Source organism: Albidovulum sp. (assembly GCF_008933605.1).
Classification (GTDB): domain Bacteria; phylum Pseudomonadota; class Alphaproteobacteria; order Rhodobacterales; family Rhodobacteraceae; genus Albidovulum.
On the sequence record NZ_WBUS01000034.1, the window covers coordinates 1 to 26,959 of the forward strand.

Here is a 26,959-nt window from a genome sequence, read left to right on the forward strand (position 1 = left end):
ACGGTGGACCGCGTGGCGGACGAGGCCCAGCTTGCCGTGCTGGCCGCGCTCTCCGGCTCCGGCGCGGCCTATCCCGCGCTGATGGCGCAGGCCATGTTCCGCCACGCCTGCGCGGAAGGCATCGCGCCCGACGTCGCCTGGCGCGGGGTCGCCTCCGTCGTCTGCGACGCGCCGGATCTGTTCCGTGCCGGTCCCGAGGCGGTCGAGGCGCTGCTCGCGGCCTACCACGGCTACCGGGGCGTCACCGCGGCGGGGCTCGACGCGGCCGAGGCTGCGGGCTTCTCCGGGGCGATCGGCCGCGCCCTCGCGGCCGCCGCGCGGAAGGCGCTCAGCTTCTGACAGGCGCCCGCCAGGCCGTCAGTCCGGCCCCGCGCCAAGGCCGAAGCGACCCCGGAACCGCGCGATCTCGCGCGGCTCCGGCGGATGGCCGGTGTAGATCTCGACGTAGTTCGGAATCCGCGTGAGCCGGGTCTCCAGCGTCTCCTCGACCTGCATCGAGACATAGCCGATCTGCACGAGGTAGACGGTGCGCGCCCGCACGTCGGCATCCTGCGGATCGTGACCCCAGCGTTCGAGCAACCGGGTCAGCGCTTCCAGCCGCTGCCCGTCGGCCGCGGTGACGCGGGCGAGGATGGCAGGGTCCTTGAGGCCCCAACCGCGCATCGCGAATTCCAGCTTCGCGTCGAAGGTCTCGGCCCGCAGGAAGCAGGCGATCACGTTCAGCATCGCCTCGGTCTCGGTCTCGGCGTATTCCCGCGTCGCGGCGACCAGCGGGGCGGTCGTCCGCGCCTCCCACATGTCGGCGAGCGCGGCCAGGAGGTCGTTGCGGTTCTCGAAGAACCAGTAGAAGCTGGTGCGCGACAGCTTCAGCTCATCGGCCAGCGCCATCACCTTGACCGCCTCGACGCCCTCGCGGATCAATGCGCCATAGGCCGCTTCCAGCCACCCCTCGCGCGATCCGCGCCAGCCCGTCCCGGTCTTCTCGTCGCCAGCCATGCCGGGCACGGTAGGCGGATCGCCGCGGCTCTGCAAGAAAATGTTCTATGGTGACTGTAATCTTGACATCTGTGAACATTTTTGCTGAACTGCGCCGAGGATGACAGGGAGTCGCCGCATGTCCAACGATCCGCTCCTCCAGCCCTACCGGCTGAAGCACCTGACGCTGCGCAACCGCATCATGATCACCAGCCACGAACCGGCCTATCCCGAGGACGGGATGCCGAAGGGCCGTTACCGCGCCTACCACGTGGAGCGCGCCAAGGCGGGCGTGGCGCTGACCATGACGGCGGGTTCCGCCTCGGTCTCGCGCGACAGCCCGCCCGTGTTCAACAACATCCTCGCCTGGAAGGACGAGGTCGTGGGCTGGATGAAACAGCTCACCGACGAATGCCACGACCATGGCGCGGCGGTGATGATCCAGTTGACCCACCTCGGCCGCCGGACCCGCTGGGACAAGGGCGACTGGCTGCCCGTGCTTGCCCCCAGCCACGAGCGCGAGGCGGCGCACCGCGCCTTTCCGAAGCGCATCGAGGACTGGGACATCGCCCGCATCGTCGAGGACTTCGCCGACGCCGCCGAGCGGATGAAGGCGTCCGGCGTCGACGGGATCGAGCTGGAAGCCTATGGCCACCTCCTCGAACAGTTCTGGTCGCCGCTGACCAACGATCTCGATGCGCCCTGGGGCGGCAGCCTCGACAACCGCCTGCGCTTCACCTTCGACGTGCTGCGCGCGATCCGCGCCCGCTGCGGCGACGGGTTCATCGTCGGCCTGCGCTACACGGCCGATCAGGACCTGCCCGGCGGGATGACCCGGGAAGAGGGAATCGTGGTCTCGCAGAAGCTGAAGGACAGCGGGCTGGTCGATTTCCTCAACATCATCAAGGGCCATATCGACACCGATCCGGGCCTGACCGACGTCATTCCGATCCAGGGCATGCGGAATGCCCCGCACCTCGACTTCGCCGGCGAAATCCGCGCCGCGACCGGCTTCCCGACCTTCCACGCCGCCAAGATTCCCGATGTGGCGACCGCGCGCCACGCCATCGCCGCCGGCAAGCTCGACATGGTGGGCATGACCCGCGCGCACATGGCCGACCCGCATATCGTGCGCAAGATCGTCGAGGGCCGCGAGGACGACATCCGCCCCTGCGTCGGCGCCAACTACTGCCTCGACCGGATCTATCAGGGCGGCCTCGCCTTCTGCCTGCACAACCCCGCGACGGGGCGCGAGGAGACGATGCCGCACTCGATCCCGGCCGCGCCCGCGAAGAAGCGCGTGACGATCGTCGGCGCCGGTCCCGCCGGGGTGGAGGCCGCCCGCGTCGCGGCCGAGCGCGGGCACGAAGTCACGGTCTTCGAGGCCGCCGACCGACCGGGCGGGCAGATCCGCCTGACCGCACGCGACGAGCGCCGGCGCGAGATGACCTCGATCATCGCCTGGCGCATGGCACAGTGCGAAAAGAAGGGCGTCTCCTTCCGCTTCAACACCTATGCCGACGCCGACACCGTGCTGGCGACCGAGCCCGACGAGGTGATCGTCGCCACCGGGGGGCTGCCCCACACCGAGGTGCTGGCGGAGGGCAACGGCCTCGTCCACTCGGCCTGGGACATTCTCTCGGGCGATGTGAAGCCGGGGCAGAACGTGCTCATCTTCGACGACGCGGGCGACCATTCCGCACTTCAGGCCGCCGACCTCATCTCCGCCACCGGCGCGGCGGTGGAGATCGTGACGCCCGACCGCAGCTTCGCACCCGAGGTCATGGCGATGAACCTCGTGCCCTACATGCGCAACCTGCAAAAGCGGGACACGACCTTCACCGTGACCTGGCGGCTGCTTGCGGTGGCGCGCGAAGGCAACAGGCTCCGCGCCACGCTGGGCAGCGATTACGGCGATTTCCGGCGCGAGCGTCTCGTCGATCAGGTCATCGTCAACCACGGCACGCGACCGCTCGACGAGCTTTACTTCGACCTGAAGCCGCGGTCGCGGAACCTCGGCGAGGTGGACTACGAGGCGCTTTCCTCCGGCGGCTTGCAGGACGTGGTGCGCAATCCCGACGGGCGCTTCCGTCTCTTCCGCATCGGTGACGCCGTGGCCGCGCGCAATACCCATGCGGCGATCTACGACGCGCTGCGGCTGGTGAAGGATCTCTGACCACGCGCCCGGAAGCCTGCCGAAGTCCGGTTAACGGGCCGATCCCCCCGTCGGGACGGAAAACCGACGCGAAACCGACGCGAAACCGACGGCGGCGGGACGCGGCCGTCCGCAGTCAGTCCATCGCGCGGCGCCGGAGCCAGCGCCACAGATAGATCAACGGCCAGCGCAGGATCGAGGCGCCCGCGGCGAGCACGAGGAGGCCGGCCCCGGGGCCGTTCTCGTAGGTCACCCAGCCGAGGATCGGGATGCCGGCCGCGATCAGCCCGTAGGCCGCGCGCCAGTGATGATCGCGCGAGGGCAGCAACGCGATCAGCGTCGCGGTCACGGCCCAGATACAGGCGGCGAGGATCGAGCCGGTCATCGCGCCGGTCCCTTCCGCAGAAGGCGTTTCGCAAAATATATCAATGGTTTGCGGAACATAGAGACGAAGGCTGCCAGGGCCGCCACGCCGATCCAGGGGCTCACCGCGCGCGAGAGCCAGATGATCAGCGCCAGCGCCGCCGCGACCAGCGGCAGGCCCAGGATCCTCTGGACCCGCATCGGCAGGAAGGCCACCGCAGTCGCCGCGACGACCCAGACACAGGCGGCGACAATGGGCGCCGTCACCGGCTCACCCCTTGCCGCCGAAACGGGCCGGCAGGGCGTTGGCCCAGGCAGATATCGTGCCCGCACCGAGGCAGACCACCATATCTCCGGGTCGCGCCTGCTCGCGCACCAGCCGTTCGAGGTCCTCCTCGCTGAGGATCGCGCGGGCGTGGCGGTGGCCGTGGGCGATCAGCCCGGCGACGAGGTCGTCGCGCGAGGCGCCTGGGATCGGGTCCTCGCCGGCAGCATAGACCTCGGCGATGGCGACCACGTCGGCTTCGTTGAAGCAGGTGCAGAAGTCTTCGAAAAGATTGGACAATCTCGTGTATCTGTGGGGCTGATGGACGGCGATCACGCGGCCTTTCGTGGCCTGCCGCGCGGCTTTCAGCACGGCCGCGATCTCCACCGGGTGATGGCCGTAGTCGTCGATGATCGTCACGCCGCCCAACACCTCGCCCACCCGGGTGAAACGCCGGTTCACGCCGGCGAATCCGGCCAGCGCCTCGCGGATCTCGGACCGTTTCATCCCGAGGTGACGGGCGACAGCAATCGCGGCGAGGGCGTTCGAGACGTTGTGGTCGCCCGGCATCGGCAGGGTGCAGCCTTCGATTTTCGAACCTTCGCCCTCGCCCTGCAGGAGCACATCGAAGTGCGCCTTGCCATCTTCGAACGTGAGGTTCACCGCGCGCACATCGGCCTGGGCGTTGAAGCCGAAGGTGATGACACGGCGGTCGGTCACCTTGCCGACCAGCGCCTGAACCTCGGGATGGTCGGTGCAGCAGACCGCGACGCCGTAGAAGGGGATGTTCGATACGAAGTCGAGGAACCCCCTGCGAAGGGCCTCGATCGTGCCCCAGTGCTCCATGTGCTCGGGGTCGATGTTGGTGACGATGGCGATGGTGGCGGGCAGGCGGTTGAAGGAGCCGTCCGACTCGTCGGCCTCGACCACCATCCATTCCCCCGCCCCGGCGCGGGCGTTGGAGCCATAGGCATGGATGATGCCGCCATTGATCACGGTCGGGTCGAACCCGCCCTTGTCGAGAAGCGTGGCGACCATCGTCGTCGTCGTGGTCTTGCCATGCGTCCCGGCAATGGCGACGTTCGAGCGCAATCGCATGAGTTCCGCCAGCATCTCGGCCCGGCGCACCACGGGAAGGCCCCGCCGCCGCGCCTCCTCCAGTTCCGGATTGCCCTTCTTGATCGCCGAGGAGATCACGACGACCGCCGCCTCGCCGACGTTCTCGGCCCGCTGGCCCTCGAAGAAGGTCGCGCCGAGTTTCACCAGCCGGTCGGTGATCTTCGAGGCCTTCGCGTCCGAGCCCTGCACGCGGTAGCCGAGCGTCATCAGCACCTCGGCGATGCCGGACATGCCGATGCCGCCAATGCCGACGAAGTGGATGGGGCCGAGTTCCCCGGGAAGCTTGGTGGCGGCGGCAGCGTTCATGGCACCTCTTTCGCGTCTTCGGTCAGGGCTTCGACGAGCTGCACGAGGCGGTCCGTCGCGTCCGGGATCCCGTAGGAGAGTGCGGCATGGGCCATGCGCACCGCGGCTGACGGGTTTTCCAGGACCGCGGCGACATGGCCCGCGAGCGTGGCGGCGTCAAGCCGGGATTCGGGGATGAGGATCGCTGCCTCGGCGGCAACGAGGCCGCGGGCGTTGGCGGTCTGGTGATCGCCCGCCGCCGCCGCGAAGGGGACAAGGATCGAGGGCCGCCCCACCACCGAAATGTCGGCGACCGACGAGGCGCCGGAACGCGAGATCACAAGCTGCGCCTCGGACAGCCGCCGCGGCACGTCCTCGAAGAAGGGTTCGACCTCGGCGCGGATGCCAACCCCGGCATAGGCCGCGATGACGCGATCCCGGTCCTCCGGGCGGGCCTGGTGGGCGACACGGACATTGGCGTGGAGGGGCCCGGGCAGGAGCGCGAGCGCGGCGGGCACGATGTCGGAGAGGATGCGCGCGCCTTGGCTGCCGCCGATGACGAGCACGCTCATCGGGTAGTCGCCGGGCGGGATATAGGGCGCGCCCGCGCGTTCGAGGACGGCGGCGCGCACGGGGTTTCCGGTGTGGCTCCCCTCCACCCCTTCGGGCAGGTCGGTGGGCCAGGTGCCGCAGGCGATGAGACGGACGCGGGAGGCGAAGGCGCGGTTGACCTTGCCGAGAACGCCGTTCTGTTCGTGGATCAAGCGCGGGATCTTCAGCAGCACCGCTGCGGCGAGCGCCGGAATCGAGGGGTAGCCGCCGAAGCCCACAACGATTGCCGGCCGGTCGCGGCGCACCGCCAGATACGCCCCCGCCACGCCCGCCGCGATGCGCAGGGGCACCAGCGCCCGGGCCGCGATACCACCCCGCGCGAAGGTGGCCGAGGCGACCTCCTCGATGGTCACGGCCCTGGGGAAGCCGCCGGCGTAGCGCGCGCCGCGCGCGTCGGTGGAAAGCTTCACCCGCCAGCCCTTCGCCACCATCGCCTCGGCCAGCGCCTGGGCGGGAAACATGTGCCCGCCGGTGCCGCCCGCGGCGATGAGGAGAAGCGGCGCGGCCATCAGCGGCCCCGCTTCAGGAGCACGTCCTCGATCCGCCCCTGTGGCCGGCTGCGGGTCAGTGCCAGCAGCATGCCAACTGCGATCCCGGAGGCAATGACGGACGACCCGCCGTAGCTCACGAACGGGAGCGTCATGCCCTTCGCCGGCAGAAGCCGCACCGCGACACCCATGTTGATGAGCGCCTGCACCCCGAAGGCACAGGCAAGCCCGGTGCCGGCGATACGGATGAAGGGATCGCGTTCCTTCAGGAGACGGAAGAGCGACCGCGCGGTGATCGCGGCGTAGAGCGCGATGATGAGAAGGACGAGGATCAGCCCGTATTCCTCCGCCGCGACGGCGATGATGAAGTCGGTATGCGCGTCGGGCAGCGACCATTTCACCGTCCCCTCGCCCACGCCGACCCCGAAGAACCCGCCCTCCTGGATCGCATTGGTGGCATAGCCGATCTGGGTTCGCGGGTCGATTTCGGCGGCAAGGAAGCCGTCGATGCGGCGGGCGAAATGCTCGGAGGCGTCATAGGCGAAGAGCCCGCCCGCGACGACGAGCCCGCCGACGACCGACAGCAGCACGATTGGCGCACCGGCCACGAAATACATCACGCCCCAGGCGAAAAGGATGAGGCAGGCCTGGCCGAAATCGGGCTGGAGGGCGAGGAAGAGGACGATGACGAGCGCCAGGACGAAGCTGTAGAGCCGGCCTGGCGGGCCGTTGATCTCCATCGCAGCCGAGATGAGCCATCCGGCCATGATGACGAAGCCGGGCTTGAGGAATTCCGAGGGCTGGAAGGACCCGAAGCCGAGCGAATACCACCGCACCGCGCCCTTGCCGAAGTCGGTCCCGAAAAGCGGCAGGAGGACGAGCGCGACGAAGGCAGAGAAAAAGCCGATGACGCCGATCCGCCGCACCGCCTCGGGCGAGAGCATGGAGATGACGCACATCGCCGCGAGCGCGATGCCGCCGAACAAGGTCTGGCGCGCGACGTAGTAATAGGGGTCGAGCCCGTTCTTTTCGGCGAGCGGCACCGAGGCCGCGAGCGCGAGCAGGAGCCCGATGCCGAAGAGGATGAGAACGCAGGTGAGCGACCATTTGTCGATCGTCCGCCACCAGCGGGGAAGCACCGGCTCGCCCGCCCGAGCGGGCACGGTGCCGTAAACCATCTCGGTCATGGGATACCGCCTTCACTGCCTCACGTCGCCCGTTTTCCGGGTCTGCGGAAGAGCTTAGCGCGGAACCGGCGCGGGCGCCAGAACAACTTGGCCGGCCGGCGGGTTCAGCCGTCCATGAGCGCCGCCCGCCGCGCCAGCGAGGCGGGCGGCCAGTACTGCGCGCGGTCGTAGTATTCCGGCACCGCTGGGACGCCTTCCGGAATCACGTACCACGGCTGCTTCGTGGCGGTGAAGATGTGGATGTCGGGCGGACAGGCGGCCGGGTCGGCGAGCGTGCCGACGCGGACGAAGGCCAGTTTCCGCCCCGCGCCCGCGTAATGCGACCAGAGCGCCACGCAGCAGTCCGGGCAGCGCAGGATGATCTGGCCCCGGCCCGAGGCGGAGGGTGTCAGGATCTCGATCGGATCGTCGGCGAGGATCTCGATCCGGCCGGTCTCGATCATCGCGTTGACCGCATGTGGCCCCCCGGTCTCGCGCTGGCACCAGGTGCAGTGGCAGGCATGGACGAAGAGCGGCCGGTCGGTGAGCCGGAAGCGGATGCGTCCGCAGGTGCAGTGACCGTCCATGCTCTCCTCCGCCGCATGCGCGCCCCGATGGCCCCTAGCTCGGCAGGAGCCAGACCGCGACAAAGGGGGTCTCGCCGGAACGCATCCGGTGGGCAATGCCGGGCGGGTTGTAGATCAGCCCGTGCGGCCCCGGGTCGGTCCAGTCCATCCGCGCATTCCACCACTCGCCCGGCGTCAGGGCAAGGTAGACCTCCTCGGGCGGGTGGGAATGTTCGGGATAGTCGACATTGGGCGCCATCAGCGTGACGCCGATCCAGACATCCTCGCGCTCCTCGATCCCGCCGGGGCCGAGCACGGTCGCGTTGGCATGGGCGTCGCGGAAGGCGGGGTCGGTTGCCGATGCGCGCGGCTTCCACCGAAGGCGCGGGGCGAGCGCGGCGAGCGCTTCGGCGACGGCCTGGCGCAGCGCCGGCTGCGCCACGGCGAGTGCCCCGGGCAGGACCCCACAGACCGGGCTTTCCACCGGGGCGGACGCTGCCACCGCTCCGGTCCGGCGCCGGCAGCGGTCGAAGACCAGCGCCGCGGCGCCCCGTTCCTCGGACCCCTCGGGCGCGTCGGCCATCACCGCCGTCTCCAGCGCGGCGAGGAAGTCGGCAACCGCATGATCACGACCGGACCCTGACCGAAACATCGCTCTGTCCCCTCCCGCGGATCCTATCCGGCAAGCGCCCGCACCCGCTCCGCGAAATCCTCGCCCCGCTTCTCGAAGTTCGGGTACTGGTCGAAGGAGGCCGCCGCCGGCGCGAGGAGCACCGTCTCCCCCGCCGTCGCCTCCTCGGCCGCGCGCGCCACGGCACGTTCCATCGTCTCGCAGATCTCGTGCGGGGTGTCGGCCAGTTCCAGCGCGAAGTCGCGCGCGGAATGGCCGATGAGATAGGCTTTCACGACCGCTCCGAGGAAGGGCTTCAGCCCGGCGATGCCACCCTCCTTGCCGAGCCCCCCGGCGATCCAGCGGATCCTCGGAAAGGCCTGCAGCGCCTTGGCGGCGCTGTCCACGTTGGTCGCCTTCGAATCGTTCACGAAGCGCACCCCGTTCCGTTCCGTGACAAGCTGGCTGCGGTGCGGCAGCCCCTCGAAGGAGTGGAACGCCTGTTCGATCAGCTTCGGCGCGACGCCAAGGCTGCGCGCCGCCGCGTAGGCCGCGCAGGCGTTCTGGTGGTTATGCGCGCCGGGCAGGCCGCTGACCTCGCGCAGGTCGATCGCGGCCGCCTGCCGGCCCTTGCGCCATTCGGCAAGGAACCCCTTGCGGGCGAAGACCGACCAGCCCTCGCCGTCGAGCTTGCGGCCGGAGGAGATGCGGATCACCCGGTCGTCCGCCGCCCCCTCGGCCATCTGGTTGGCCAGGAACCGCCCCTCCGCCTCGTCCACGCCGATCACGGCGCGGTCGGGGCCCCCTTCGGCGAAGAGCCGACGCTTGGCGGCGAAATAGCCGCCGAGGCCCCCGTGGCGGTCGAGGTGATCCGGCGAGAGGTTGGTGAAGACCGCGATGTCGGGCGTCAGCGCGCGGGCAAGCTCGGTCTGGTACGAAGACAGCTCCAGCACGACCACCTCGCCCTCCTGCCCGGGATCGAGGTCCAGGACGCCGCGGCCGATGTTGCCGGCCATCTGCGTCGGCCGGCCCGCGACCTTCAGGATGTGGTGGATCAGCGCGGTGGTGGTGGACTTGCCGTTCGACCCGGTGACGGCGACGACCTTGGGCGCCACCGCCATCTCGTCCCAGCCGCGCGTCGCGAAGGACCGGAAGAAGAGCCCGATGTCGTTGTCGACGGGAACGCCCGCCTCGATCGCCCTCGCGATCAGCCGGTTCGGCTGAGGGTAGAGATGCGGGATGCCGGGAGAGACGACGAGGCTCGCGACTCCCTCCCAGGCGTCGGCGCGGGCGAGGTCGGAAAGCGTGAGTCCCGCCGCCTCGGCCTTCGCCCGGGCCTCGGGCGCGTCGTCCCAGAGGCAGGGAACGGCGCCGCCGGCCGTCAGCGCCGCGGCGGTCGCCAGTCCCGACCGGCCGAGCCCCAGCACGGCGACCTTGCGGCCCTCGAATCCCTGCACTGGAATCATGACGCGGCCCTTCCCCTCATGCCCGCGGACAATGCCGCGCGCCCCCGCCGCCTGCAAGCCGGGGCGATCCGGACGGCATCCTGTCGCCCGCCCCTGCCACAATCCGGCTCGGATTCGGTCGCGTTCACGCTCGATTCAGATGTCAGACTGATCCTCGGGGAAAACCCTGGGGGTGTCGATGGTCGGACTTGTCGGACTGAGGCTTCGCGCGGCGCGCCGCCTGATCCTTTTCGCCACGCTCATGGCCTTCGCGGCCGGCGTCATCGGGTTCCTGCGCCACGACATCACCGTGCACGGCGTGCCGCTGCCGCTTTTCACCGGCCTCTTGACGGCGGCCGTCGTCGGCGTTGCCGCCATGCTGACCAGCGTCCTGCTGCCCGCGCTCGCTGCCTTCGTCGAGGCCACCGCCATCGCGCGTCTGGCCGCGGCCGTCGCGGCCTTCGGCCATCCGGAGTTCGGAACGGCGATGCAGCAGTCGCCCCTTCTGGCCGCAACGGTGGTCGTGGGCGGCGCGCTGGTGATCCGCAGGCTCACCGCCCACCCCGGGGCGCGGGAATGGTCAGTCATCGCCTCCCTTCCCTCGCGCCACATCGCCGCCTGACGCATCGGCGGAGCCCGGCCGCCACAGCCGGCGCAAGAGTTCCGCGGCGCCGAGAAGCAGGGCGGCCAGCACCAGCGCGATCACGAGGTGATGGTGCGTCTCGATCCGGCCGAAGACCCGCTCGACCGCATGGCCCGCGCCGAACCCGAGCGCGGTCACGGCATGGGCCCAGACAAGGCAGCCGACCAGGTCGAGCGCGAAGAACCGGACGGGCGGAATGGCCGCCGCACCGAGCGTCAATGCGCCCACTGTCTTGAGCCCGTAGAGGAACCGGAACGACATGCAGAGGAGGTCGGGATGCGCCCGGACCCAACCCGCGACCTTGCGCGTACGGGGCCTTTCCAGGACGCCGCGCGCGCGGGGAAAACGGGCCAGGTGCCGGCCGATGTGGAAGACTGCCTGATCGACGCAGAGCGCGCCGAGCGCCGCGGCCAGCGCGGCCGCCTCGACCGGAAAGAAGCCCCGGTGCGCCAGAACGCCGCCCATGAAGGCCACGCCCTCGCCTTCCAGGAAACTGCCGGCCGCGATCGCCGGCAGGCCCCAGTCCGCAAGCACCTGCTCCAGCGCCATCCGCCCCTCCCGGTTCGGGCGCAGGATGACGGCAGCGGCGGCGGGCGGCAAGCCCTGCGCCGGGCTCAGCGCAGCTTCAGCGTGGCAAGGCCGATGAGCGCGAGGATGAGCGAGATGATCCAGAAGCGGATCACGATCTGCGGCTCGGCCCAGCCCTTCTTCTCGAAATGGTGGTGGATCGGCGCCATCAGGAAGACGCGCTTGCCGGTGCGCTTGAAATAGGCCACCTGGATGATGACGCTGAGCGCCTCGACCACGAAGAGGCCGCCAACGATGGCCAGCACAATCTCGTGCTTCGTCGCCACCGCGATGGCGCCGAGCGCGCCGCCGAGCGCGAGCGACCCGGTGTCGCCCATGAAGACCGCGGCCGGCGGCGCGTTATACCAGAGGAACCCGAGCCCGCCGCCTATGAGCGCGGCAGTGAAGATCAGGATCTCTCCGGTGCCGGGAACGTAGTGGACGCCGAGGTATTCGGTGAAGTCGATCCGGCCCACGGCATAGGCGATGACCCCGAGCGTGCCTGCCGCGATCATCACCGGCATGACGGCGAGCCCGTCGAGCCCGTCGGTCAGGTTCACTGCGTTCGCGGCGCCGACGATGACGACCATGGCGAAGGGAACGAAGAACCAGCCGAGGTTCAGCAGCGTGTTCTTGAACACCGGAAAGGCGAGCTGGTTGGTGAGGTCCGTCGGGTGGACATAGGCCGCCATGCCGCCGGCCAAGGCCGCGATCAGCAGGCCGAGGAGCATCCGCATGCGCGAGGACACGCCCTTGGTGTTCTGCTTCGTCACCTTGGCGTAGTCGTCGGCAAAGCCGATGAGGCCGAAACCATATGTCACGAAGAGGACGATCCAGATGTACGGATTGTCGAGCCGCGCCCAGAGCAAGGTCGAGACGAGGATCGCGGAGAGGATGAGAAGCCCCCCCATCGTCGGCGTGCCGGCCTTGGCGAAATGGCTCTGGGGCCCGTCGTCGCGGATCGGCTGGCCCTTGCCCTGCCTGCGCCGCAAAAGGTCGATCAGCGGGCGGCCGAAGAGGAAACCGAAGAGGAGTGCCGTGAAGAAGGCAGCACCGGCGCGGAAGGTGATATAACGAAAGAGGTTGAAGACGTCCCCGCCCTCGGCCAGCCCCGACAGCCAGTAAAGCATTACTCCGTCCCCCGCGCTTCGGCCGCGCCCGGTTGCCCGAGTTTCCGCAGGGCGTCAACCACGAGCGAGACCTTCGAGCCCTTGGAGCCCTTGACGAGCAAGACATCGCCGGCATCGGCGATCTGATACGCCCGCGCCGCGAGATCGGCCGCGGTTTCATGCCACTCGCCGCGCTTCGCCCGCGGCAGGCAGTCCCAGAGCGCGCGCATCCGCGGACCGACACAGTGGACGAGCTGGATGCGCTCCATCGCCGGGTGGCGTGCGATCGCGCGGTGCAGGTCGGCCTCGGTCGGGCCGAGCTCCAGCATGTCGCCGAGGACGGCGATGCGGCGCCCGCCCTTGATCCGGCCGATCCCGTCGCGCGGCTCGGCCGCGCCGAGAACCTCGAGCGCCGCGTCCATCGACGCGGGGTTGGCGTTGAAGGCGTCGTCGATCAGGTCGAAGGATTGTGCGTCGTCGACGATATCCATGTAGATGCGTTGGCGCTGGCCGCGCCCGGCCGGCGGGCGCCAGCGGCCGATGTCGATGGCGGCGACGGCCGGGTCGGCGCCCACCGCCTCGGCCACCGCGAGCACGCCCAGGGCGTTCGCCGCGAAATGCCGCCCCGCCGTCTGCACCTTGAAAAGGAGCGGCGCGCCGTGGCGGGTGGCGCGCACGATGGTCGTGTCCTGGGCGAGGGTCACGTCGGTGATCCGGTAGTCGTCGCCCGGCTCGGCCCCGAAACGCAGCGTCCGGGCCCCACCGGCCGCCGCGGCGGCAAGGATCGGCGTCACCGCAAGGCCCGAGGGGATGACCGCGATTCCCCCGGGTTCCAGCCCCTGAAAGATCGCGGCCTTTTCGCGGGCGATGCCTTCGAGGCTCTCGAAGGCCTCCAGATGCGCGGGTGCAACGGTGGTGATCATCGCCACGTGCGGCCGGGCGAGACGGGCGAGCGGCGCGATCTCTCCGGGGTGGTTCATGCCGATCTCGACGACCGCGAAATCGGCGTCCGCGGGCATCCTTGCCAGCGTCACCGGCACACCCCAGTGGTTGTTGAAGCTGGCCTCGGCCGCATGCACCCGGCCCTGCCCGGCGAGGACGGCGCGCAGCATTTCCTTGGTGGATGTCTTGCCGACCGAACCGGTCACGGCGATCACCTTCGCCCGGGCGCGCGCCCGGCCCGCCTGCCCCAGCGCCGTCAGCGCCGCAAGAACGTCCGCCACGATCAGCAGCGGATCGGCCTCGGAGCAGCCTTCGGGGACGCGCGAGACGAGCGCGGCCGCGGCGCCCTTGTCGAGGGCCGCCCGCACGAAGTCGTGGCCGTCGCGGAGGTCCTTCAGCGCCACGAAGAGATCGCCGGGCGCAAGCGTCCGCGTGTCGATGGAAAGCCCGGTCGCCGCGAAGGCCCGCGTGGCCCGCCCGCCCGTGGCGGCGGCCGCCTCGGCGGAGGTCCAGAGCCCGCTCATATCCGCCCTTCCAGTGCCGCCACGGCAACGGAGGCCTGTTCGGCATCGTCGAAGGGATAGATGTCGTGGCCGACGATCTGGCCCGTCTCGTGACCCTTGCCGGCGATCAGGAGCGCGTCGCCGGGGCCGAGCGCATCGACGCCCCTGAGGATGGCTTCGGCCCGGTCGCCGACCTCCGTCGCCTCGGGGCAGCCCGCCATGACCTCGGCGCGGATCGCGGCGGGGTCCTCGGAGCGGGGGTTGTCGTCGGTCACGATCACCACGTCGGCATGTTTCGCCGCCACCTCGCCCATCAGGGGGCGCTTCAGCCGGTCTCGGTCGCCGCCGGCGCCAAAGACGACGACGATGCGGCCCATGACATGCGGCCGCAGCGACTGGAGCGCCGAGGCGAGCGCGCCGGGCTTGTGGGAATAGTCGACGAAGACCGTGGCGCCGTTGTCGCGCTTGGCGGCCAGTTCCATCCGCCCGCGCACGGTCGTCAGGCCGGGAAGGGTGGCGATGACCGCCTCGGGCGCATCGCCCGAGGCCATGGCAAGGCCGGCCGCCGCGAGGACGTTTTCCGCCTGGAAGCCGCCGATGAGGGCGAGCCGCGCGAGATGCGGGCGCCCTTGAAGGGTGAAGCGCAGGTCCTGCCCGGTGGCGTCGAACCTTTGCGCGGCGATGCGGAGGTCGGCCGCCGAATCGCGCCCGACGGTCACGATCCGCTGGCCCCGGCCGCGCGCGATCGCCAGCATCTCGCGTCCGCGCGGATCGTCGATGTTGATCACCGCGGTCCCGTCCTCGGGCAGGACGCGGGCAAAAAGCCCAGCCTTCGCCGCGAAATACTCGTCGAAGTTCGCGTGGTAGTCGAGGTGGTCCTGGCTGAAGTTGGTGAAGGCGGCGGCCTTGAGCCGCACGCCGTCGAGCCGGCCCTGGTCGAGCCCGTGCGAGGAGGCCTCCATCGCCGCATGGGTGACGCCGGCCTCGGCCATGTCGCGCAGCACGCGGTGGAGCGTGATCGGTTCGGGTGTCGTGTGCGCGAGCGGCGCGGTGAAATCGCCGAGCACGCCCATCGTCCCGAGGTTCGCCGCCCGATGGCCGAGCGCCTGCCAGATCTGGCGCGTGAAGGTCGCGACGGAGGTCTTGCCGGAGGTGCCGGTGACGGCGACCATGGTTTCCGGCTGGCGGCCGAACCAGAGCGCCGCCGTGTAGGCAAGCACCTGCCGCGGGTCTTCGACCACGACGAGGGCGGCATCCGAACCGGCAAGCTCGGCCTTCGCGATCTCGGCGCCGGCGCGGTCGGTCAGGATCGCGGCGGCCTCCATCCGCAGGGCATACTGGATGAACTCGCCCCCGTGCATCTTCGTGCCCGGCAAGGCGGCGAAGAGATGGCCGGGCTTCACCTGCCGGCTGTCGACCGAAAGGCCGATGATGCGCGCCTCGCGCCCGCCCTGGGCGCGCAGGCCCAGTTCGGAGAGCGATTTCCCTGTCTCGGCCATGGTCTGCCCCGCTTCCGCCCTCAGTTGGAGACGCGTATTACCCCGGCCTCGGCGACGGGTTCAAGCACGGGCCGCAGCCCCAGAAGCGGCGCGGCGCGGCGGATGATCTCGGCGCCGACCGGCACGGCGGTCCAGCCCGCGGTGCGGCGCGGCTCGGTGCCGGAGGTTTCGACCGGCTCGTCGAGCGAGACGACAAGGACGTATTTCGGGTCCGACATCGGGAAGGCCGCGGCGAAGGTCGCCACCACCTTGTCCTTGTAATAGCCGCCGCCCGTGGGTTTCGGCTTGTCGGCCGTCCCGGTCTTGCCGCCCACCTCGTAGCCGGGGACGTTGCCGAAGGTCGCGGTGCCGCGCACGACGACCTGGCGGAGCAGGTCGCGGATGATTGCCGAGGTCGCTTCGCTGATCACGCGCGGCCCGGGCTCCGCGTTGGCCCGCATCAGGAGCGTGGGCGCGACGCGGGTACCGCCGTTGACCATCGTCGCATAGGCCGCCGCGAGGTGCAGCGGGCTCGCGGCCACGCCGTGGCCGTAGGAGACGGTGAGGGTGGTGATCTCGGGCCATTTCGTCGGCTTCAGCGGTTTCGCGCCCGGCGCCTCCACGAGTTCGACCGGCGTCGGGTCGAAGAGGCCGAGCTTGCCGAGGAAGTCCTGCTGGCGGCTGCCGCCGATCATCTGGGCGACATGCGCGGTGCCGATGTTCGAGGATTTCACGATCACGTCGGTGACGGAGAGTTGCGGCCCGTAGTTGTGGAAGTCACGGATGCGGAACTTGCCCCAGACCATCGGCCCCTTCGTCTCTACCATCGTCTCGGGCGCAACGAGGCCGAGGTCGAGTGCCTGGCCGATGGCGAAGATCTTGAAGGTCGAGCCGAGCTCATAGACCCCCTGCACGGCCCGGTTGAAAAGCGGGTTGTCGGACGGGTCGCCCTTCGTCGCCGGCGCGGGCCGGGTATTCGGGTCGAAATCCGGCAGCGAGGCCAGGGCGACGATCTCGCCAGATTTCGCGTCCATCAGCACCGCAGCCGCGCCCTTGGCGTTCATCAGCTTCATGCCGCCCGAAAGCACGTCCTCGACCGTGGACTGGATCGTGAGGTCGAGCGAGAGCCGGAGCGGCGCGCCACCGTTCGCCGGGTCGCGGAGCCAGCGGTCGAAGGTCTTTTCGACGCCAGCCGTGCCCACGACCTCGGCCGAGGATACGCCTTCGCGCCCGAAGCTCGCGCCGCCGAGGACATGGGCCGCGATCGCGCCGTTCGGATAGAGCCGCATCTCGCGCGGACCGAAAAGGAGCCCGGGATCGCCGATCTCGTGCACCAACTGCATTTGCTCGGGCGAGATCTTCTTCTTCAGCCACAGGAACTTCCGGGTGCCAGTGAAGTCCTTCACGAGGCGGTCCGCGTCGAGATCGGGGAAGATCTGCGCCAGCTTCCGCGCGCTGCCAGCCGGATCCACCATCTGCTGCGGCTGGGCATAGAGCGAATGCGTCACGAGGTTGGTGGCGAGGATGCGCCCCTGGCGGTCGGTGATGTCGGCCCGCTGCGCGATGATCGCCGCCCCGGTAGCCGCGGTGGCCGGCTCCGCCGGGTCGGCGGAGGCCAGCACGCCCATCCGGAAGCCGACAGCGGCAAACCCGGCGAGGAAGGCGAGCCCGAGGACGAGCAGCCGCCCTTCCGCCCGCATGCGCGCCGAGTCGCGCATGGCCTCGTGGCGGATGCGGATGTTCTCGCGCTCGATCACATCGGGATTCTCTCCCTTGGCGCGGGCCGAGAGGATTCGGGCGAGCGGGCGGAGCGGCGTGCGGATCATGGGGCGTTTCCGTTGAGCGCGATCGTGTCGACGGGCTCGGTGATCGGCGGGAGCGCGATCGCCGGGTAGCTTACGGCCGCCACCGAGCCGAACTGGCGCGGCTCGAACGGGAGAAGCCCGAGGCGCTCGAAGTTGATCTCGGCGAGTTCCCGCAACCGGTCGGGGCGGTTCAGATAGGCCCATTCGGCGTTCAGCACGCTTAGCGCCTCGCGCATCTCGCCGATCTCGGCCTGAAGGCGGCGCACCTCGGCCAGTTCGCCCTGGGTCCGGTAATTCTCCCGGTAGGCCCAGAAGCCGAGAGCCATGACGGCGAAGGCGGAGAGGACGAGGAGGAGGCTGCGCATCAGCGATGGTCCTTCAGCGCGGGTTTCGGAAGGCCGAGCGCCGCGCGGGGCGCCTCGGCGGCTGGGGCATCGGTGCGCTGGCCCACGCGGAGCTTCGCGGAGCGGGCACGCGGGTTCGTGGCTAGCTCGGCCTCGTCCGGGGCGACGGCGCGGCGCGTGATCATCCGGAACGCGGGCTCCACCTGTGCGCGTTCGGGCGCATGGCGACTGCCCTGTCCCTGCGCGCCCGAGCGGAGCTGGAAGAAGCGTTTCACGATGCGGTCCTCGAGCGAATGGAACGTGACCACGGCAAGCCGGCCGCCCGGCTTCAGAGCCCGTTCGGCGGCGGCGAGGCCCTCGGCCAGCTGGCCGAACTCGTCGTTCACGGCGATGCGGATCGCCTGGAAGCTGCGGGTGGCGGGGTGGCTTTGCCCGGGCTTCTGCCGCGGCAGGCAGCGTTCGATCACGGCGGCGAGTTGCAGGGTACGCGAGAAGGGCCGCGCCGCGACGATGGCGCGGGCGATCCGCCGCGCCGCGCGTTCCTCGCCGTAGTGGAAGAGGATGTCGGCGATCTCGACCTCGGTGGCGGTGTTCACGAGGTCGGCGGCAGTCGGGCCTTCGTCGCCCATGCGCATGTCGAGGGGGCCGTCCTTCTGGAAGGAAAAGCCCCGCTCGGCCTGGTCGAGCTGCATCGAGGAGACGCCAAGGTCGAGAACGACGCCATCCACCGGGCCGCCCGCGATGCGGTCGAGCTCGGAGAAGGTGCCCTGTGCCAGCGTCAGCCGGTCGCCATAGGCGCCGGCCCAGCTCTGCGCCATGCGGAAGACGGACGGATCACGGTCGATGCCGATGACGCGGTCGGCCCCGGCCTCCAGCAGTCCGCGCGCATAGCCGCCGGCGCCGAAGGTGCCATCGACCCAGAGGCCGGCGACCGGCGCGACCGCCGCGAGAAGCGGGCCGAGGAGGACAGGGACGTGGGGCGCGGGATCGGTCGGGCGGGCGGCGGCAGCGGCCATGGCTCAGCCCTTCGGCGGAAGCGGCGGCAAGAGGCTTCGCGGGTCGAAGTCCTCGGGATACTGGTCGGCAAGGCGCGCGCTGCGGCGGGCGGCCTTTGCCTCGTAGGCCTCGGGGCTCCAGATGCGGAAATAGTCGCCGGCCGAGATGAAGAAGGCCTCGCCCTTCAGCCCGATCTTGTCGCGGTATTTCTGCGGAATGGTGAGCCGGCCGTCATCGTCGATCTGCGCCTCGAACGACTGGCCATACATCAGCTCCTCGTTCATCAGGCGTTCGTGCGAGCCACGCTGCATCAGCGCGATCTGCGCGTCGATCTCGTGCACGGCGTCCATCGAATAGACATCGAGCCAGTCCTGGGTCTCGGGCCCGTAGACGATGACGATGTTCGGGCGGAGCCCTTCGGTCCAGTCGGGGTCCGAGGCTTCGATCACGCGGCGGAACGGGGCCGGAATGGAGACGCGGCCCTTCGCATCCACCTTGAACGTATCCGAACCTCTGAACCTGCGTGCCAAGGGCCCGCGCTCCTTGCCTGTCCCCTCCCCCGGGTGTCACCGCCGCTTGACCAGGCCCGGAAAGACAACGGCGGATCGGGCTGCTGCCACTGCCCGATCCGCCGCCCTCGTCCCATCACTGGGGTGTCCGACTGCGCTGCCACCTGGGGGGATGTCTGCTCGCGTGCGCGCCGGATCTCTTGGTTCGATGAAAGCGGGTGCCTGTATGAAACCTGACTTACGCCTTTTGGGTCTTGGTGCCCGTTTTAGCCCGTCCTCATCGGTGAATCAGGGATGACATGGGATTTCATGGGAATCAACAGGAAAATGTGAAGACCGGCCTACCAGAGGTGGTGTCTGACCCGATGCCAGAACAGCATATTGGGCACCCACCGGGCAGGCTTTCTCCATCTGTAGATGTTTGGAATTATTTGGCAACAACATATAGAAAGAAGCTTGTCGCCGACGAGTCCCATGAATTCCCGGAAAAATCGCGTCAATTCTGGACGCCGGGCCGGAGACCTGTGCGAATCCGTGCGGTTCCCAGTGCAATCACGCCCTGGTGATCACGCGTGATTCGGTTTTCAGGCGAATGCGGCCGCCGTTTCCCACGCATTCCCGTAGAAGCGATGCCCGGCCACGCCGGCGGCCATGAAATCCCGGCTGACGACCGTCAGGCCATGCCGCCGGAGATCAGACGCCGGGCCAGCCGGCCATAGGCCTCGGCCACCGGCCCGTCCGCGGCCGCGACCGGCGTGCCCGCGTCGCCCGACAGCCGCACGTCGATGCTGAGCGGCAGTTCACCCAGGAACGGCAGGCCGATCGCCGCCGCCTCGGTGGCAACGCCGCCGTGGCCGAAGATATGTGCCTCATGCCCGCAGTTGGGGCACACATAGCTCGACATGTTCTCGATCAGCCCGACGACGGGGACCTTGAGCTTCTCGAACATGTTGATCGCGCGGCGCGCGTCGATCAGCGCCACGTCCTGCGGCGTCGAGACGATGAGCGCGCCGGTCACGGGCACCTTCTGGGCGAGCGAGAGCTGCACGTCCCCCGTGCCCGGCGGCAGATCCACGATCAGCACGTCGAGATCGCCCCACGCCACCTGGCCGAGGAGTTGCTGGAGCGCCCCCATCAGCATCGGGCCGCGCCAGATCACCGCCTCGCCCTCCTTCAGCATGAGGGCAATCGACATCATGGTGACGCCATGGGCCCTGAGCGGAATGATCGTCTTGCCATCGGGTGAGGCGGGGCGCTGCGAGACGCCCATCATGCGGGCCTGCGAGGGCCCGTGAATATCCGCGTCGAGAAGGCCCACCTTGCGGCCCGCCCGCGCCAGGGCGACGGCGAGGTTGGACGAGACGGTGGATTTGCCGACGCCGCCCTTGCCCGAGCCCACGGCGAGTATGCGCCGCACCCCGGCGATGGGCTGCGGCCCCGCCTGCGGCGTCGGATGCCCGCCGATCGTCAGGCTCGGCGCCGGTTTCGCCGCCGGCCCGTGCGCGGTCAGCACGATCGAGGTCCCGGTCACCCCGGGGATCGCCCGGACCGCCACCTCGGCGGCGTCGCGCGCGCCGGAGAGAGCGCGCGCCTGCGCGGCATCGGCGGCCTCGATGACGAAGCGGACCGTGCCGCCCTCCACCTCGAGCGCGCGTACGAGGTCGCGCGACAGGAGCGTGCCGCCGTCGGGCAGCGAGATGCGGGAAAGGCAGTCAAGTACGGCGTCGCGCGTCACGCTCATCACGGGGCATCCTCCGGTCGGTATGCACAAAGATTGGACGCATTGCCGGAAAGAGCAACCACCTGAGGATTCCCTCGCTGCCGGCTGCGGCAAGTTGCCGCTACGTAACGAAAATTTCTTTGGCGGCGCCATGCGTTCGCTGCATGGCAGCATTGTTCTGCGGGGGTATTGTGCATCTGCAGCATAGAGCGCATCTTCCTCCCAACGGCGCCGGGATGTGGCGCCAGAGATAAGACGAAGGTGACGAAAATGGCTTATGTGAGTGGTGTGCGCGGCGGGAATGCCGGTCTTGCGGATCGCATCGCCGATGTGGCGCGTGAGCTGGGCGAGAAGTGGCGGCGCTACGGTGTCTACCGCGAAACGGTGCGCGAGCTCAACGCGCTGAGCGACCGCGACCTGGCCGACCTCGGCATTCACCGGTCGCAGGTCACGGCGGTCGCCAAGGACGCCGCCTACGGCGCCTGAAGAGTTTGCTTCCCGGGTCCTCCCCTCCCTCGGACCCCGGAAATCCGCGGCGGCACCCTCCTCCCTGGTGCTGCCGCGCCAGATCGGGCCGAAGGGCCCCTGACGACGCGCCGGACCCGTCTCCTCCTCCCTCGGGTCCGGCGTAGTGAAGTGCGGCGGTGGCCTCCTCCTCCTCCCTGCTACCGCCGCATCTTCACCAAGCCATCGGCGGCCCTCCCTCCTCCCTCGGGCCGCTGTGTGAAGTCGGCGGCATCCCCTCCTCCTCCCTGGGATGCCGCCGGTCTTCGAACCGGTTTCGCAGGCTCCCCTCCTCCTCCCTGGAGCCGCGAAAGACCGAAAGCGGCGCCCCTCCTCCCCGGGGCGCCGCTTTTTTCTTGGGTGAACGAGTGCGGCCGGGGTCCGGGACCATGCCCTGCGGCCCGCTCGCGGGCCCAGGGCGGGTGCCCGTCGGGCGCTTGCAGCGCAAGCATCTGTGTAAGCGAAAGGTCAGAAGGGGATGTCGTCCGCGCCCTCTGCCGCCACGACATAGCCCGCGACGACGTGTTTCGTGCCCGCCTTGTCGAACGCAACGCGCAGCTTCTCGCCCTCGGTCATCTCGACGATGCCGTAGCCGAACTTCTGGTGGAAGACGCGGTCGCCCGGCTCGAAGGCCGGCACCGCGTCGAGATCGATCACGACGTGGCGCGCCTCGCGCGGCTGGCTGACGGGCCGCTGGTTCGCCCTGTCCTGCATCCGCTTCCAACCCGGCGAGTTGTAGACATCGGCGCGCGCGGCGCGGTCTTCCAGGCCGGCGGTCATGGCCGCCGCGCCATAGCCGCCGCCATAGAGGCCGGGGGGCGTCAGGATGTCCACATGATCGGCGGGCAGTTCGTCGATGAAGCGCGACGGCATCTGGCTTTGCCACCCTCGATAGTTCTTTGTGAAGACCAGTCGGTTGGAGACAAAGGAAATTGTGCAAAGCTTCTCTGCCCGTGTGATGCCGACATAAGCTAGGCGCCGCTCCTCCTCTAAGCCTTTCAACCCGCCTTCATCCATCGAGCGCTGTGTGGGGAAAAGTCCGTCCTCCCACCCCGGAAGGAAAACGACGGGAAATTCCAGCCCCTTGGCGGCATGGAGCGTCATGATGGAGATCTTCTCCGCAGCATCCTGGCTGTCATTGTCCATGATGAGCGCGACGTGTTCGAGAAAGCCCTGGAGGTTGTCGAAAGATTCCAGTGCCTTGATCAGCTCCTTCAGGTTTTCGAGCCGCCCTTCGGCCTCGAGGTCCTTGGGTCTTGGAGGAACACGACGTTCGATTTCTTCGCTCGTCGGAGGTTTGAAGTAGGAGGCGGTATAACCGGATTCATCGAGGATCGTTTCGGCGAGCCGAACGTGGTCATAGTCCGGCACCTGCACCGCACGGTGCCAGCGGTCCACCGCCTCGACGAAGACCCTCAGCGCCGCGTCACCCTTGCCACCGATCCGACCCGCGGCCACCGCGTAGCGTGCGCCATCCAGAAGGCTGACCCCATCCTCGCGCGCCTGCACGTTGATCTTAGATTGTGCGGTATCGCCAAGCCCGCGCTTCGGTACGTTCACCACCCGCTCGAAGGCCAGATCGTCCTCGGGGCTGACCGCTAGGCGGAAATAGGCCATCGCATCGCGAATTTCCTGGCGTTCGTAGAAGCGCGGGCCGCCGATGACGCGATACGGCAGGCCGATGGTCAGGAAGCGGTCCTCGAAGGCGCGCATTTGTTGCGAAGAACGGACAAGGATGGCCTGATCGTTCAGGCTAAACGGCTCAAGGCCGCGCGTTCCCCGTTGCAGTGCCTCCGCCTCCTCGCCAATCCAGCGCGCCTCCTCCTCGCCGTCCCAGTGGCCGATCAGCCGCACCTTCTCGCCGCCCTTTGCCTCGGTCCATAAGGTCTTGCCGAGCCGCCCGGCATTGGCCGCGATGAGGCCGGAGGCGGCGGCAAGGATATGCTCGGTCGAGCGGTAGTTCTGTTCCAGCCGGATCACCTGCGCGCCGGGGAAGTCCTTCTCGAAGCGCAGGATGTTGCCGACTTCGGCGCCGCGCCAGCCATAGATCGACTGGTCGTCGTCGCCGACGCAGCAGATGTTGCGGTGCTTCGCCGCGAGGAGCCGCAGCCAGAGATACTGCGCGACGTTGGTGTCCTGGTATTCGTCGACGAGGATGTAGCGGAACCAGCGCTGGTATTGTTCGAGAATGTCGGGGTGCCTCTGGAAGATCGTCACGACATGGAGAAGGAGGTCGCCGAAGTCGCAGGCGTTCAGGCTGAGGAGCCGCTGCTGATAGGCCGCGTAAAGCTCGGTGCCCAGGTTGTTGAAATGGCTCGCTTCCGACGCCGGCACCTGTTCCGGCCCCCAGGCGCGGTTCTTCCAGTGGTCGATGAGCCCGGCGAGCTGCCGCGCCGGCCAGCGCTTCTCGTCGACATTCGCCGCCGCGATCACCTGCTTCAGGAGCCGGATCTGGTCGTCGGTGTCGAGGATCGTGAAGTTCGACTTGAGGCCCACAAGCTCGGGATGACGGCGCAGGATCTTGACGCTGATCGAGTGGAAGGTGCCCATCCAGGGCATGCCCTCCACCGCCTGCCCCATCAGCCGCCCCACGCGCTCCTTCATCTCGCGCGCGGCCTTGTTGGTGAAGGTCACCGCCAGAATCTCGTTCGGACGGGCCTGCCCGCGCGCCAGAATATGCGCAATCCGCGCCGTCAGCGCGCGGGTCTTGCCGGTGCCCGCGCCCGCCAGCATCAGCACCGGCCCCTCCAGCGCCTCCACCGCCTGCCGTTGCGCCGGGTTCAGGCCGTCGAGATAGGGCGCCGGTCGCGCGGCCATGGCGCGGGCGGAAAGGGAGGCGCCTTCGAAGGCGTCGGTCTCGTCGAAGCGGGTCATGGGTGGCAATCTAGCCGCATCGCGCGGTGAATTAAAGTCGAGTTCACAGTCTGTTCCCTCCCTCGTGCTGGACAAGCACGCGGGGCTTGTCGACAAGGCGGGACATGGACCTGCACCAGCGTTACCCGGCGATCTCCGACCTCAAGGCCCGCGCGCGGGGCCGCATCCCGCACTTCGTCTGGGAATACCTCGACAGCGCCACCGGGACGGAGGCCACCCTGCGCCGCAACCGCCTGAGACTGGACGAGGTTCTGTTCCGCCCCTCGATCCTGCATGGCGAGTTCACGCCCGACCTGTCCGCGACCCTCTTCGGCCAGGCCTTCCCCCTGCCCTTCGGCGTCTCCCCCGTCGGCATGTCGGGCCTGATCTGGCCCGACGCGGAACGGCTCCTCGCGGCCGCGGCGGGCAAGGCCGGCCTGCCCTATGCGCTCTCCACCGTAGCGAGCCAGACGCCGGAGTTCGTGGCCCCGGCCCTTGGCCGGCACGGCTGGTTCCAGATGTATCCGCCGCGCGACCCGGAAATCCGCAAGGACATGCTGCGGCGGGCGCAGGAGGCGGGCTTTTCCGCTCTGATCCTCACCGTGGACGTGCCGGTGGCAAGCCGGCGGGAGCGGCAGACGCGCTCCGGCCTGACGCAGCCGCCGAAGCTGACGCCGCGCCTCTTCGCGCAGGTCATGCGGCGGCCGGCCTGGGCGCTTGGCACGCTCCGGATGGGCATGCCGCGCATGCGGCTGATGGACGGCTACGCCGAGAACAAGGCGAGCCTCTCGTCGACCGCCCATATCGGCTACCTGCTCAGGACCTCGCCCGACTGGGACTACCTCAAGGCCCTGCGCGATGCCTGGGAGGGGCCGCTGATCATCAAGGGCGTCCTGCGCCCCGACGACGCCGCGCGGCTGCAGGATGAAGGCGTCGATGCGATCTGGGTCTCGAACCATGCCGGCAGGCAGTTCGATGCCGCACCCGCGACGATCGAGGCCCTGCCCGCCATCCGCGCCGCCACCACGCTTCCGGTGATCTTCGACAGCGGGATCGAAGGCGGGCTCGACATCTGCCGCGCGCTCGCCCTCGGCGCCGATTTCGTCATGCTGGGCCGCGCCTTTCACTACGCACTCGGCGCCCTCGGGGCGGCGGGACCGGCGCATCTCATCGACATTCTCGCAAGGGACATGGCGGCGAACATGGGCCAGCTCGGCGCGCGGCGACTTGCCGACCTTCCGGCCTGCCTTCTGCCCGCGCGTTGACCGCTCGGCGCCGTGTCGCATTTCGCCCCGGCACTTCGCCCCTGTTCCTGCACGGGCTTTCCCGGCGCATATGTAGAACGGGGTGTTACCGCGATCTGACGGGGGCGGATTCGGGGATTGCGCTGCGTTGCGGCGAGCCTATTCTGCGCGCCGGCGCGAGGGGTGTGCGACCGTGGAGGGACCTATGGCCGATTTTCGCAAGATTCTCGTGGCGAACCGGGGCGAGATCGCGATCCGCGTGATGCGGGCGGCGACCGAACTCGGCAAGCGCACGGTCGCGGTCTATGCCGAGGAAGACAAGCTGTCGCTCCACCGGTTCAAGGCCGACGAGGCTTACCGGATCGGCGCGGGGCTGGGCCCGGTCCAGGCCTATCTCTCGATCCCCGAGATCATCCGCGTGGCCAGGGAATGCGGGGCGGACGCGATTCATCCCGGCTACGGGCTCCTGAGCGAGAACCCGGACTTCGTCGAGGCCTGCGAGGCCGCCGGCATCACCTTCATCGGCCCGAAGGCCGAGACCATGCGCGCGCTCGGCGACAAGGCCAGCGCGCGACGGGTGGCGATCGCGGCCGGGGTCCCGGTGATCCCGGCGACCGAGGTGCTGGGCGACGATTTCGACGCGATCAAGCGCGAGGCCGCGGAGATCGGCTATCCGCTGATGCTCAAGGCCTCCTGGGGCGGCGGCGGCCGGGGCATGCGCCCGATCAACGGGCCCGACGAGCTGGTGGAGAAGGTCCGCGAGGGGCGGCGCGAGGCCGAGGCCGCCTTCGGCAACGGCGAGGGCTATCTGGAGAAGATGATCCTGCGCGCCCGGCACGTCGAGGTGCAGATCCTCGGCGACAAGCACGGGGCAATCTATCACCTCTTTGAGCGCGACTGCACCGTGCAGCGGCGCAACCAGAAGGTCGTCGAACGCGCCCCCGCGCCCTACCTGACGGACGCCCAGCGCGCCGAGATCTGCGAGCTTGGCCGGCGCATCTGCGCCCATGTCGGCTACGAATGCGCCGGTACCGTCGAGTTCTTGATGGATATGGACTCCGGGGCCTTCTACTTCATCGAGGTGAACCCCCGCGTCCAGGTCGAGCACACCGTCACCGAGGAGGTGACGGGCATCGACATCGTCCAGGCCCAGATCAAGATCGCCGAAGGCAGGACGCTCGCCGAGGCGACCGGCGTCGCGCGGCAGGAGGATGTGACGCTGAAGGGCCACGCGGTCCAGTGCAGGGTGACGACGGAAGACCCGCAGAACAACTTCATCCCCGACTACGGCCGCATCACCGCCTACCGTTCAGCGACCGGCATGGGCATCCGGCTCGACGGCGGCACCGCCTATTCCGGTGGCGTGATCACGCGCTACTACGACTCGCTTCTCGTCAAGGTCACGGCCTGGGCGCCGACGCCGGAACAGGCGATCGCACGGATGGACCGGGCGCTCCGGGAGTTCCGCATCCGCGGCGTTTCCACCAACATCGACTTCGTCATCAACCTGCTGAAGCACCCGACCTTCCTGTCGAACACCTACACGACGAAGTTCATCGACACGACGTCCGACCTCTTCGCCTTCCGCAAGCGCCGCGACCGGGCGACGAAGATCCTGACCTACATCGCCGACATCACCGTGAACGGCCACCCCGAGACGGCCGGCCGGCCGTCTCGGGGTGGCCGTTCACGG

25 protein-coding genes are annotated in these 26,959 nt (G+C 69.1%); 6 read left to right on the forward strand and 19 right to left on the reverse strand.

Annotated elements, in window-relative coordinates:
• Positions 1–339 (forward strand): pyrroline-5-carboxylate reductase dimerization domain-containing protein (locus F9K34_RS06875; RefSeq protein WP_291336171.1); only part of this gene is annotated, 339 nt, incomplete at its 5' end.
• A gap of 18 nt (positions 340–357) precedes the next feature.
• Here the strand turns inward: F9K34_RS06875 and F9K34_RS06880 are convergent.
• Positions 358–996, reverse strand: a complete 639-nt coding sequence (locus tag F9K34_RS06880; RefSeq protein WP_291336172.1) for a TetR/AcrR family transcriptional regulator — start codon at positions 994–996, stop codon at positions 358–360.
• A 118-nt stretch (positions 997–1,114) separates the two neighbouring features.
• Between F9K34_RS06880 and hpbA the strand changes: the two genes are divergently transcribed.
• The gene (gene hpbA, locus F9K34_RS06885) at positions 1,115–3,151 is read left to right on the forward strand and encodes an N-methyl-L-proline N-demethylase HpbA (RefSeq protein ID WP_291336173.1); all 2,037 of its coding nucleotides are present in this window, start codon (positions 1,115–1,117) and stop codon (positions 3,149–3,151) included.
• Between the two features lie 115 nt (positions 3,152–3,266).
• On the opposite strand, the gene F9K34_RS06890 is transcribed toward hpbA, so the two are convergent.
• The 8 genes from F9K34_RS06890 to murD all read right to left on the reverse strand — a co-directional run bounded on the left by F9K34_RS06890 (position 3,267) and on the right by murD (position 10,070).
• Positions 3,267–3,515: a DUF2484 family protein gene (locus F9K34_RS06890; protein WP_291336174.1), complete on the reverse strand. Its 249-nt coding sequence runs from the start codon at positions 3,513–3,515 to the stop codon at positions 3,267–3,269.
• Positions 3,512–3,760, reverse strand: coding sequence for a DUF2484 family protein (locus F9K34_RS06895; RefSeq protein ID WP_291336175.1), 249 nt, complete (start codon positions 3,758–3,760; stop codon positions 3,512–3,514). The genes F9K34_RS06890 and F9K34_RS06895 overlap by 4 nt, the downstream gene beginning before the upstream one ends.
• A 4-nt stretch (positions 3,761–3,764) precedes the next feature.
• Positions 3,765–5,183: a UDP-N-acetylmuramate--L-alanine ligase gene (gene murC / locus F9K34_RS06900; RefSeq protein WP_291336176.1), complete on the reverse strand. Its 1,419-nt coding sequence runs from the start codon at positions 5,181–5,183 to the stop codon at positions 3,765–3,767.
• On the reverse strand, positions 5,180–6,283 hold the full coding sequence (locus tag F9K34_RS06905) for a UDP-N-acetylglucosamine--N-acetylmuramyl-(pentapeptide) pyrophosphoryl-undecaprenol N-acetylglucosamine transferase (protein ID WP_291336177.1): 1,104 nt from the start codon (positions 6,281–6,283) through the stop codon (positions 5,180–5,182). Before F9K34_RS06905 ends, murC begins: the two co-directional genes overlap by 4 nt.
• Complete coding sequence (locus tag F9K34_RS06910; RefSeq protein ID WP_291336178.1) at positions 6,283–7,449, reverse strand: peptidoglycan glycosyltransferase FtsW; 1,167 nt, start codon at positions 7,447–7,449, stop codon at positions 6,283–6,285. Before F9K34_RS06910 ends, F9K34_RS06905 begins: the two co-directional genes overlap by 1 nt.
• A gap of 104 nt (positions 7,450–7,553) precedes the next feature.
• Positions 7,554–8,015: a GFA family protein gene (locus tag F9K34_RS06915; protein WP_291336179.1), complete on the reverse strand. Its 462-nt coding sequence runs from the start codon at positions 8,013–8,015 to the stop codon at positions 7,554–7,556.
• A gap of 34 nt (positions 8,016–8,049) precedes the next feature.
• Entirely contained in the window at positions 8,050–8,646 is a 597-nt protein-coding gene (locus F9K34_RS06920) for a dimethylsulfonioproprionate lyase family protein (protein ID WP_291336180.1), read from the reverse strand.
• Between the two features lie 23 nt (positions 8,647–8,669).
• On the reverse strand, positions 8,670–10,070 hold the full coding sequence (gene murD / locus F9K34_RS06925; RefSeq protein ID WP_291336181.1) for a UDP-N-acetylmuramoyl-L-alanine--D-glutamate ligase: 1,401 nt from the start codon (positions 10,068–10,070) through the stop codon (positions 8,670–8,672).
• Positions 10,071–10,248: 178 nt separating this feature from the next.
• Here murD and F9K34_RS06930 point away from each other — a divergent pair, with 178 nt between their 5' ends.
• Positions 10,249–10,671 carry a hypothetical protein gene (locus F9K34_RS06930; protein ID WP_291336182.1) on the forward strand — a complete coding sequence of 141 codons (423 nt, stop codon included), beginning with the start codon at positions 10,249–10,251 and terminating at the stop codon, positions 10,669–10,671.
• Here F9K34_RS06930 and F9K34_RS06935 read toward each other — a convergent pair.
• The 9 genes from F9K34_RS06935 to F9K34_RS06975 form a co-directional block, all read right to left on the reverse strand.
• On the reverse strand, positions 10,630–11,241 hold the full coding sequence (locus tag F9K34_RS06935) for a DedA family protein (RefSeq protein WP_291336183.1): 612 nt from the start codon (positions 11,239–11,241) through the stop codon (positions 10,630–10,632). The genes F9K34_RS06930 and F9K34_RS06935 overlap by 42 nt on opposite strands.
• A gap of 65 nt (positions 11,242–11,306) precedes the next feature.
• Positions 11,307–12,389, reverse strand: a complete 1,083-nt coding sequence (gene mraY / locus F9K34_RS06940) for a phospho-N-acetylmuramoyl-pentapeptide-transferase (protein WP_291336184.1) — start codon at positions 12,387–12,389, stop codon at positions 11,307–11,309.
• Positions 12,389–13,834: a UDP-N-acetylmuramoyl-tripeptide--D-alanyl-D-alanine ligase gene (locus tag F9K34_RS06945; protein ID WP_291336185.1), complete on the reverse strand. Its 1,446-nt coding sequence runs from the start codon at positions 13,832–13,834 to the stop codon at positions 12,389–12,391. Before F9K34_RS06945 ends, mraY begins: the two co-directional genes overlap by 1 nt.
• Positions 13,831–15,312 (reverse strand): UDP-N-acetylmuramoyl-L-alanyl-D-glutamate--2,6-diaminopimelate ligase, encoded by a 1,482-nt coding sequence (locus tag F9K34_RS06950; protein ID WP_291336186.1) that lies wholly within the window; start codon positions 15,310–15,312, stop codon positions 13,831–13,833. The genes F9K34_RS06945 and F9K34_RS06950 overlap by 4 nt, the downstream gene beginning before the upstream one ends.
• Positions 15,313–15,332: 20 nt before the next feature.
• The gene (locus tag F9K34_RS06955; RefSeq protein WP_291336187.1) at positions 15,333–17,117 is read right to left on the reverse strand and encodes a peptidoglycan D,D-transpeptidase FtsI family protein; all 1,785 of its coding nucleotides are present in this window, start codon (positions 17,115–17,117) and stop codon (positions 15,333–15,335) included.
• Positions 17,114–17,461 (reverse strand): cell division protein FtsL, encoded by a 348-nt coding sequence (gene ftsL, locus F9K34_RS06960; RefSeq protein ID WP_291336188.1) that lies wholly within the window; start codon positions 17,459–17,461, stop codon positions 17,114–17,116. Before ftsL ends, F9K34_RS06955 begins: the two co-directional genes overlap by 4 nt.
• A complete protein-coding gene (gene rsmH, locus F9K34_RS06965; RefSeq protein WP_291336189.1) occupies positions 17,461–18,456 on the reverse strand; it encodes a 16S rRNA (cytosine(1402)-N(4))-methyltransferase RsmH in 996 nt (331 codons plus the stop codon). Before rsmH ends, ftsL begins: the two co-directional genes overlap by 1 nt.
• A 3-nt stretch (positions 18,457–18,459) precedes the next feature.
• The gene (mraZ, locus tag F9K34_RS06970) at positions 18,460–18,966 is read right to left on the reverse strand and encodes a division/cell wall cluster transcriptional repressor MraZ (protein WP_291336190.1); all 507 of its coding nucleotides are present in this window, start codon (positions 18,964–18,966) and stop codon (positions 18,460–18,462) included.
• 652 nt (positions 18,967–19,618) lie between these two features.
• On the reverse strand, positions 19,619–20,686 hold the full coding sequence (locus F9K34_RS06975; RefSeq protein WP_291336191.1) for an Mrp/NBP35 family ATP-binding protein: 1,068 nt from the start codon (positions 20,684–20,686) through the stop codon (positions 19,619–19,621).
• Positions 20,687–20,935: 249 nt separating this feature from the next.
• Between F9K34_RS06975 and F9K34_RS06980 the strand changes: the two genes are divergently transcribed.
• Positions 20,936–21,151: a DUF1127 domain-containing protein gene (locus F9K34_RS06980; protein ID WP_291336192.1), complete on the forward strand. Its 216-nt coding sequence runs from the start codon at positions 20,936–20,938 to the stop codon at positions 21,149–21,151.
• Between the two features lie 486 nt (positions 21,152–21,637).
• Here the strand turns inward: F9K34_RS06980 and F9K34_RS06985 are convergent, their stop codons facing one another.
• Positions 21,638–24,043: an ATP-dependent helicase gene (locus F9K34_RS06985; protein WP_291336193.1), complete on the reverse strand. Its 2,406-nt coding sequence runs from the start codon at positions 24,041–24,043 to the stop codon at positions 21,638–21,640.
• 104 nt (positions 24,044–24,147) lie between these two features.
• Between F9K34_RS06985 and F9K34_RS06990 the strand changes: the two genes are divergently transcribed.
• Together F9K34_RS06990 and F9K34_RS06995 are read left to right on the forward strand one after the other, a co-directional pair.
• Entirely contained in the window at positions 24,148–25,287 is a 1,140-nt protein-coding gene (locus tag F9K34_RS06990; protein WP_291336194.1) for an alpha-hydroxy acid oxidase, read from the forward strand.
• Positions 25,288–25,471: 184 nt separating this feature from the next.
• Positions 25,472–26,959: biotin carboxylase N-terminal domain-containing protein (locus tag F9K34_RS06995; protein WP_291336195.1), on the forward strand; the 1,488-nt coding region annotated here is incomplete at its 3' end.

Bases quoted from the DNA above. Each gene is read 5' to 3' on its own strand.
- F9K34_RS06880 (WP_291336172.1), bottom strand. From the start codon at position 996: ATGGCTGGCGACGAGAAGACCGGGACGGGCTGGCGCGGATCGCGCGAG.
- hpbA (WP_291336173.1), top strand. From the start codon at position 1,115: ATGTCCAACGATCCGCTCCTCCAGCCCTACCGGCTGAAGCACCTGACG.
- F9K34_RS06890 (WP_291336174.1), bottom strand. From the start codon at position 3,515: ATGACCGGCTCGATCCTCGCCGCCTGTATCTGGGCCGTGACCGCGACG.
- murC (WP_291336176.1), bottom strand. From the start codon at position 5,183: ATGAACGCTGCCGCCGCCACCAAGCTTCCCGGGGAACTCGGCCCCATC.
- F9K34_RS06905 (WP_291336177.1), bottom strand. From the start codon at position 6,283: ATGGCCGCGCCGCTTCTCCTCATCGCCGCGGGCGGCACCGGCGGGCAC.
- F9K34_RS06910 (WP_291336178.1), bottom strand. From the start codon at position 7,449: ATGACCGAGATGGTTTACGGCACCGTGCCCGCTCGGGCGGGCGAGCCG.
- F9K34_RS06915 (WP_291336179.1), bottom strand. From the start codon at position 8,015: ATGGACGGTCACTGCACCTGCGGACGCATCCGCTTCCGGCTCACCGAC.
- F9K34_RS06920 (WP_291336180.1), bottom strand. From the start codon at position 8,646: ATGTTTCGGTCAGGGTCCGGTCGTGATCATGCGGTTGCCGACTTCCTC.
- murD (WP_291336181.1), bottom strand. From the start codon at position 10,070: ATGATTCCAGTGCAGGGATTCGAGGGCCGCAAGGTCGCCGTGCTGGGG.
- F9K34_RS06930 (WP_291336182.1), top strand. From the start codon at position 10,249: ATGGTCGGACTTGTCGGACTGAGGCTTCGCGCGGCGCGCCGCCTGATC.
- F9K34_RS06935 (WP_291336183.1), bottom strand. From the start codon at position 11,241: ATGGCGCTGGAGCAGGTGCTTGCGGACTGGGGCCTGCCGGCGATCGCG.
- mraY (WP_291336184.1), bottom strand. From the start codon at position 12,389: ATGCTTTACTGGCTGTCGGGGCTGGCCGAGGGCGGGGACGTCTTCAAC.
- F9K34_RS06945 (WP_291336185.1), bottom strand. From the start codon at position 13,834: ATGAGCGGGCTCTGGACCTCCGCCGAGGCGGCCGCCGCCACGGGCGGG.
- F9K34_RS06950 (WP_291336186.1), bottom strand. From the start codon at position 15,312: ATGGCCGAGACAGGGAAATCGCTCTCCGAACTGGGCCTGCGCGCCCAG.
- F9K34_RS06955 (WP_291336187.1), bottom strand. From the start codon at position 17,117: ATGATCCGCACGCCGCTCCGCCCGCTCGCCCGAATCCTCTCGGCCCGC.
- ftsL (WP_291336188.1), bottom strand. From the start codon at position 17,461: ATGCGCAGCCTCCTCCTCGTCCTCTCCGCCTTCGCCGTCATGGCTCTC.
- rsmH (WP_291336189.1), bottom strand. From the start codon at position 18,456: ATGGCCGCTGCCGCCGCCCGCCCGACCGATCCCGCGCCCCACGTCCCT.
- F9K34_RS06975 (WP_291336191.1), bottom strand. From the start codon at position 20,686: ATGAGCGTGACGCGCGACGCCGTACTTGACTGCCTTTCCCGCATCTCG.
- F9K34_RS06980 (WP_291336192.1), top strand. From the start codon at position 20,936: ATGGCTTATGTGAGTGGTGTGCGCGGCGGGAATGCCGGTCTTGCGGAT.
- F9K34_RS06985 (WP_291336193.1), bottom strand. From the start codon at position 24,043: ATGACCCGCTTCGACGAGACCGACGCCTTCGAAGGCGCCTCCCTTTCC.
- F9K34_RS06990 (WP_291336194.1), top strand. From the start codon at position 24,148: ATGGACCTGCACCAGCGTTACCCGGCGATCTCCGACCTCAAGGCCCGC.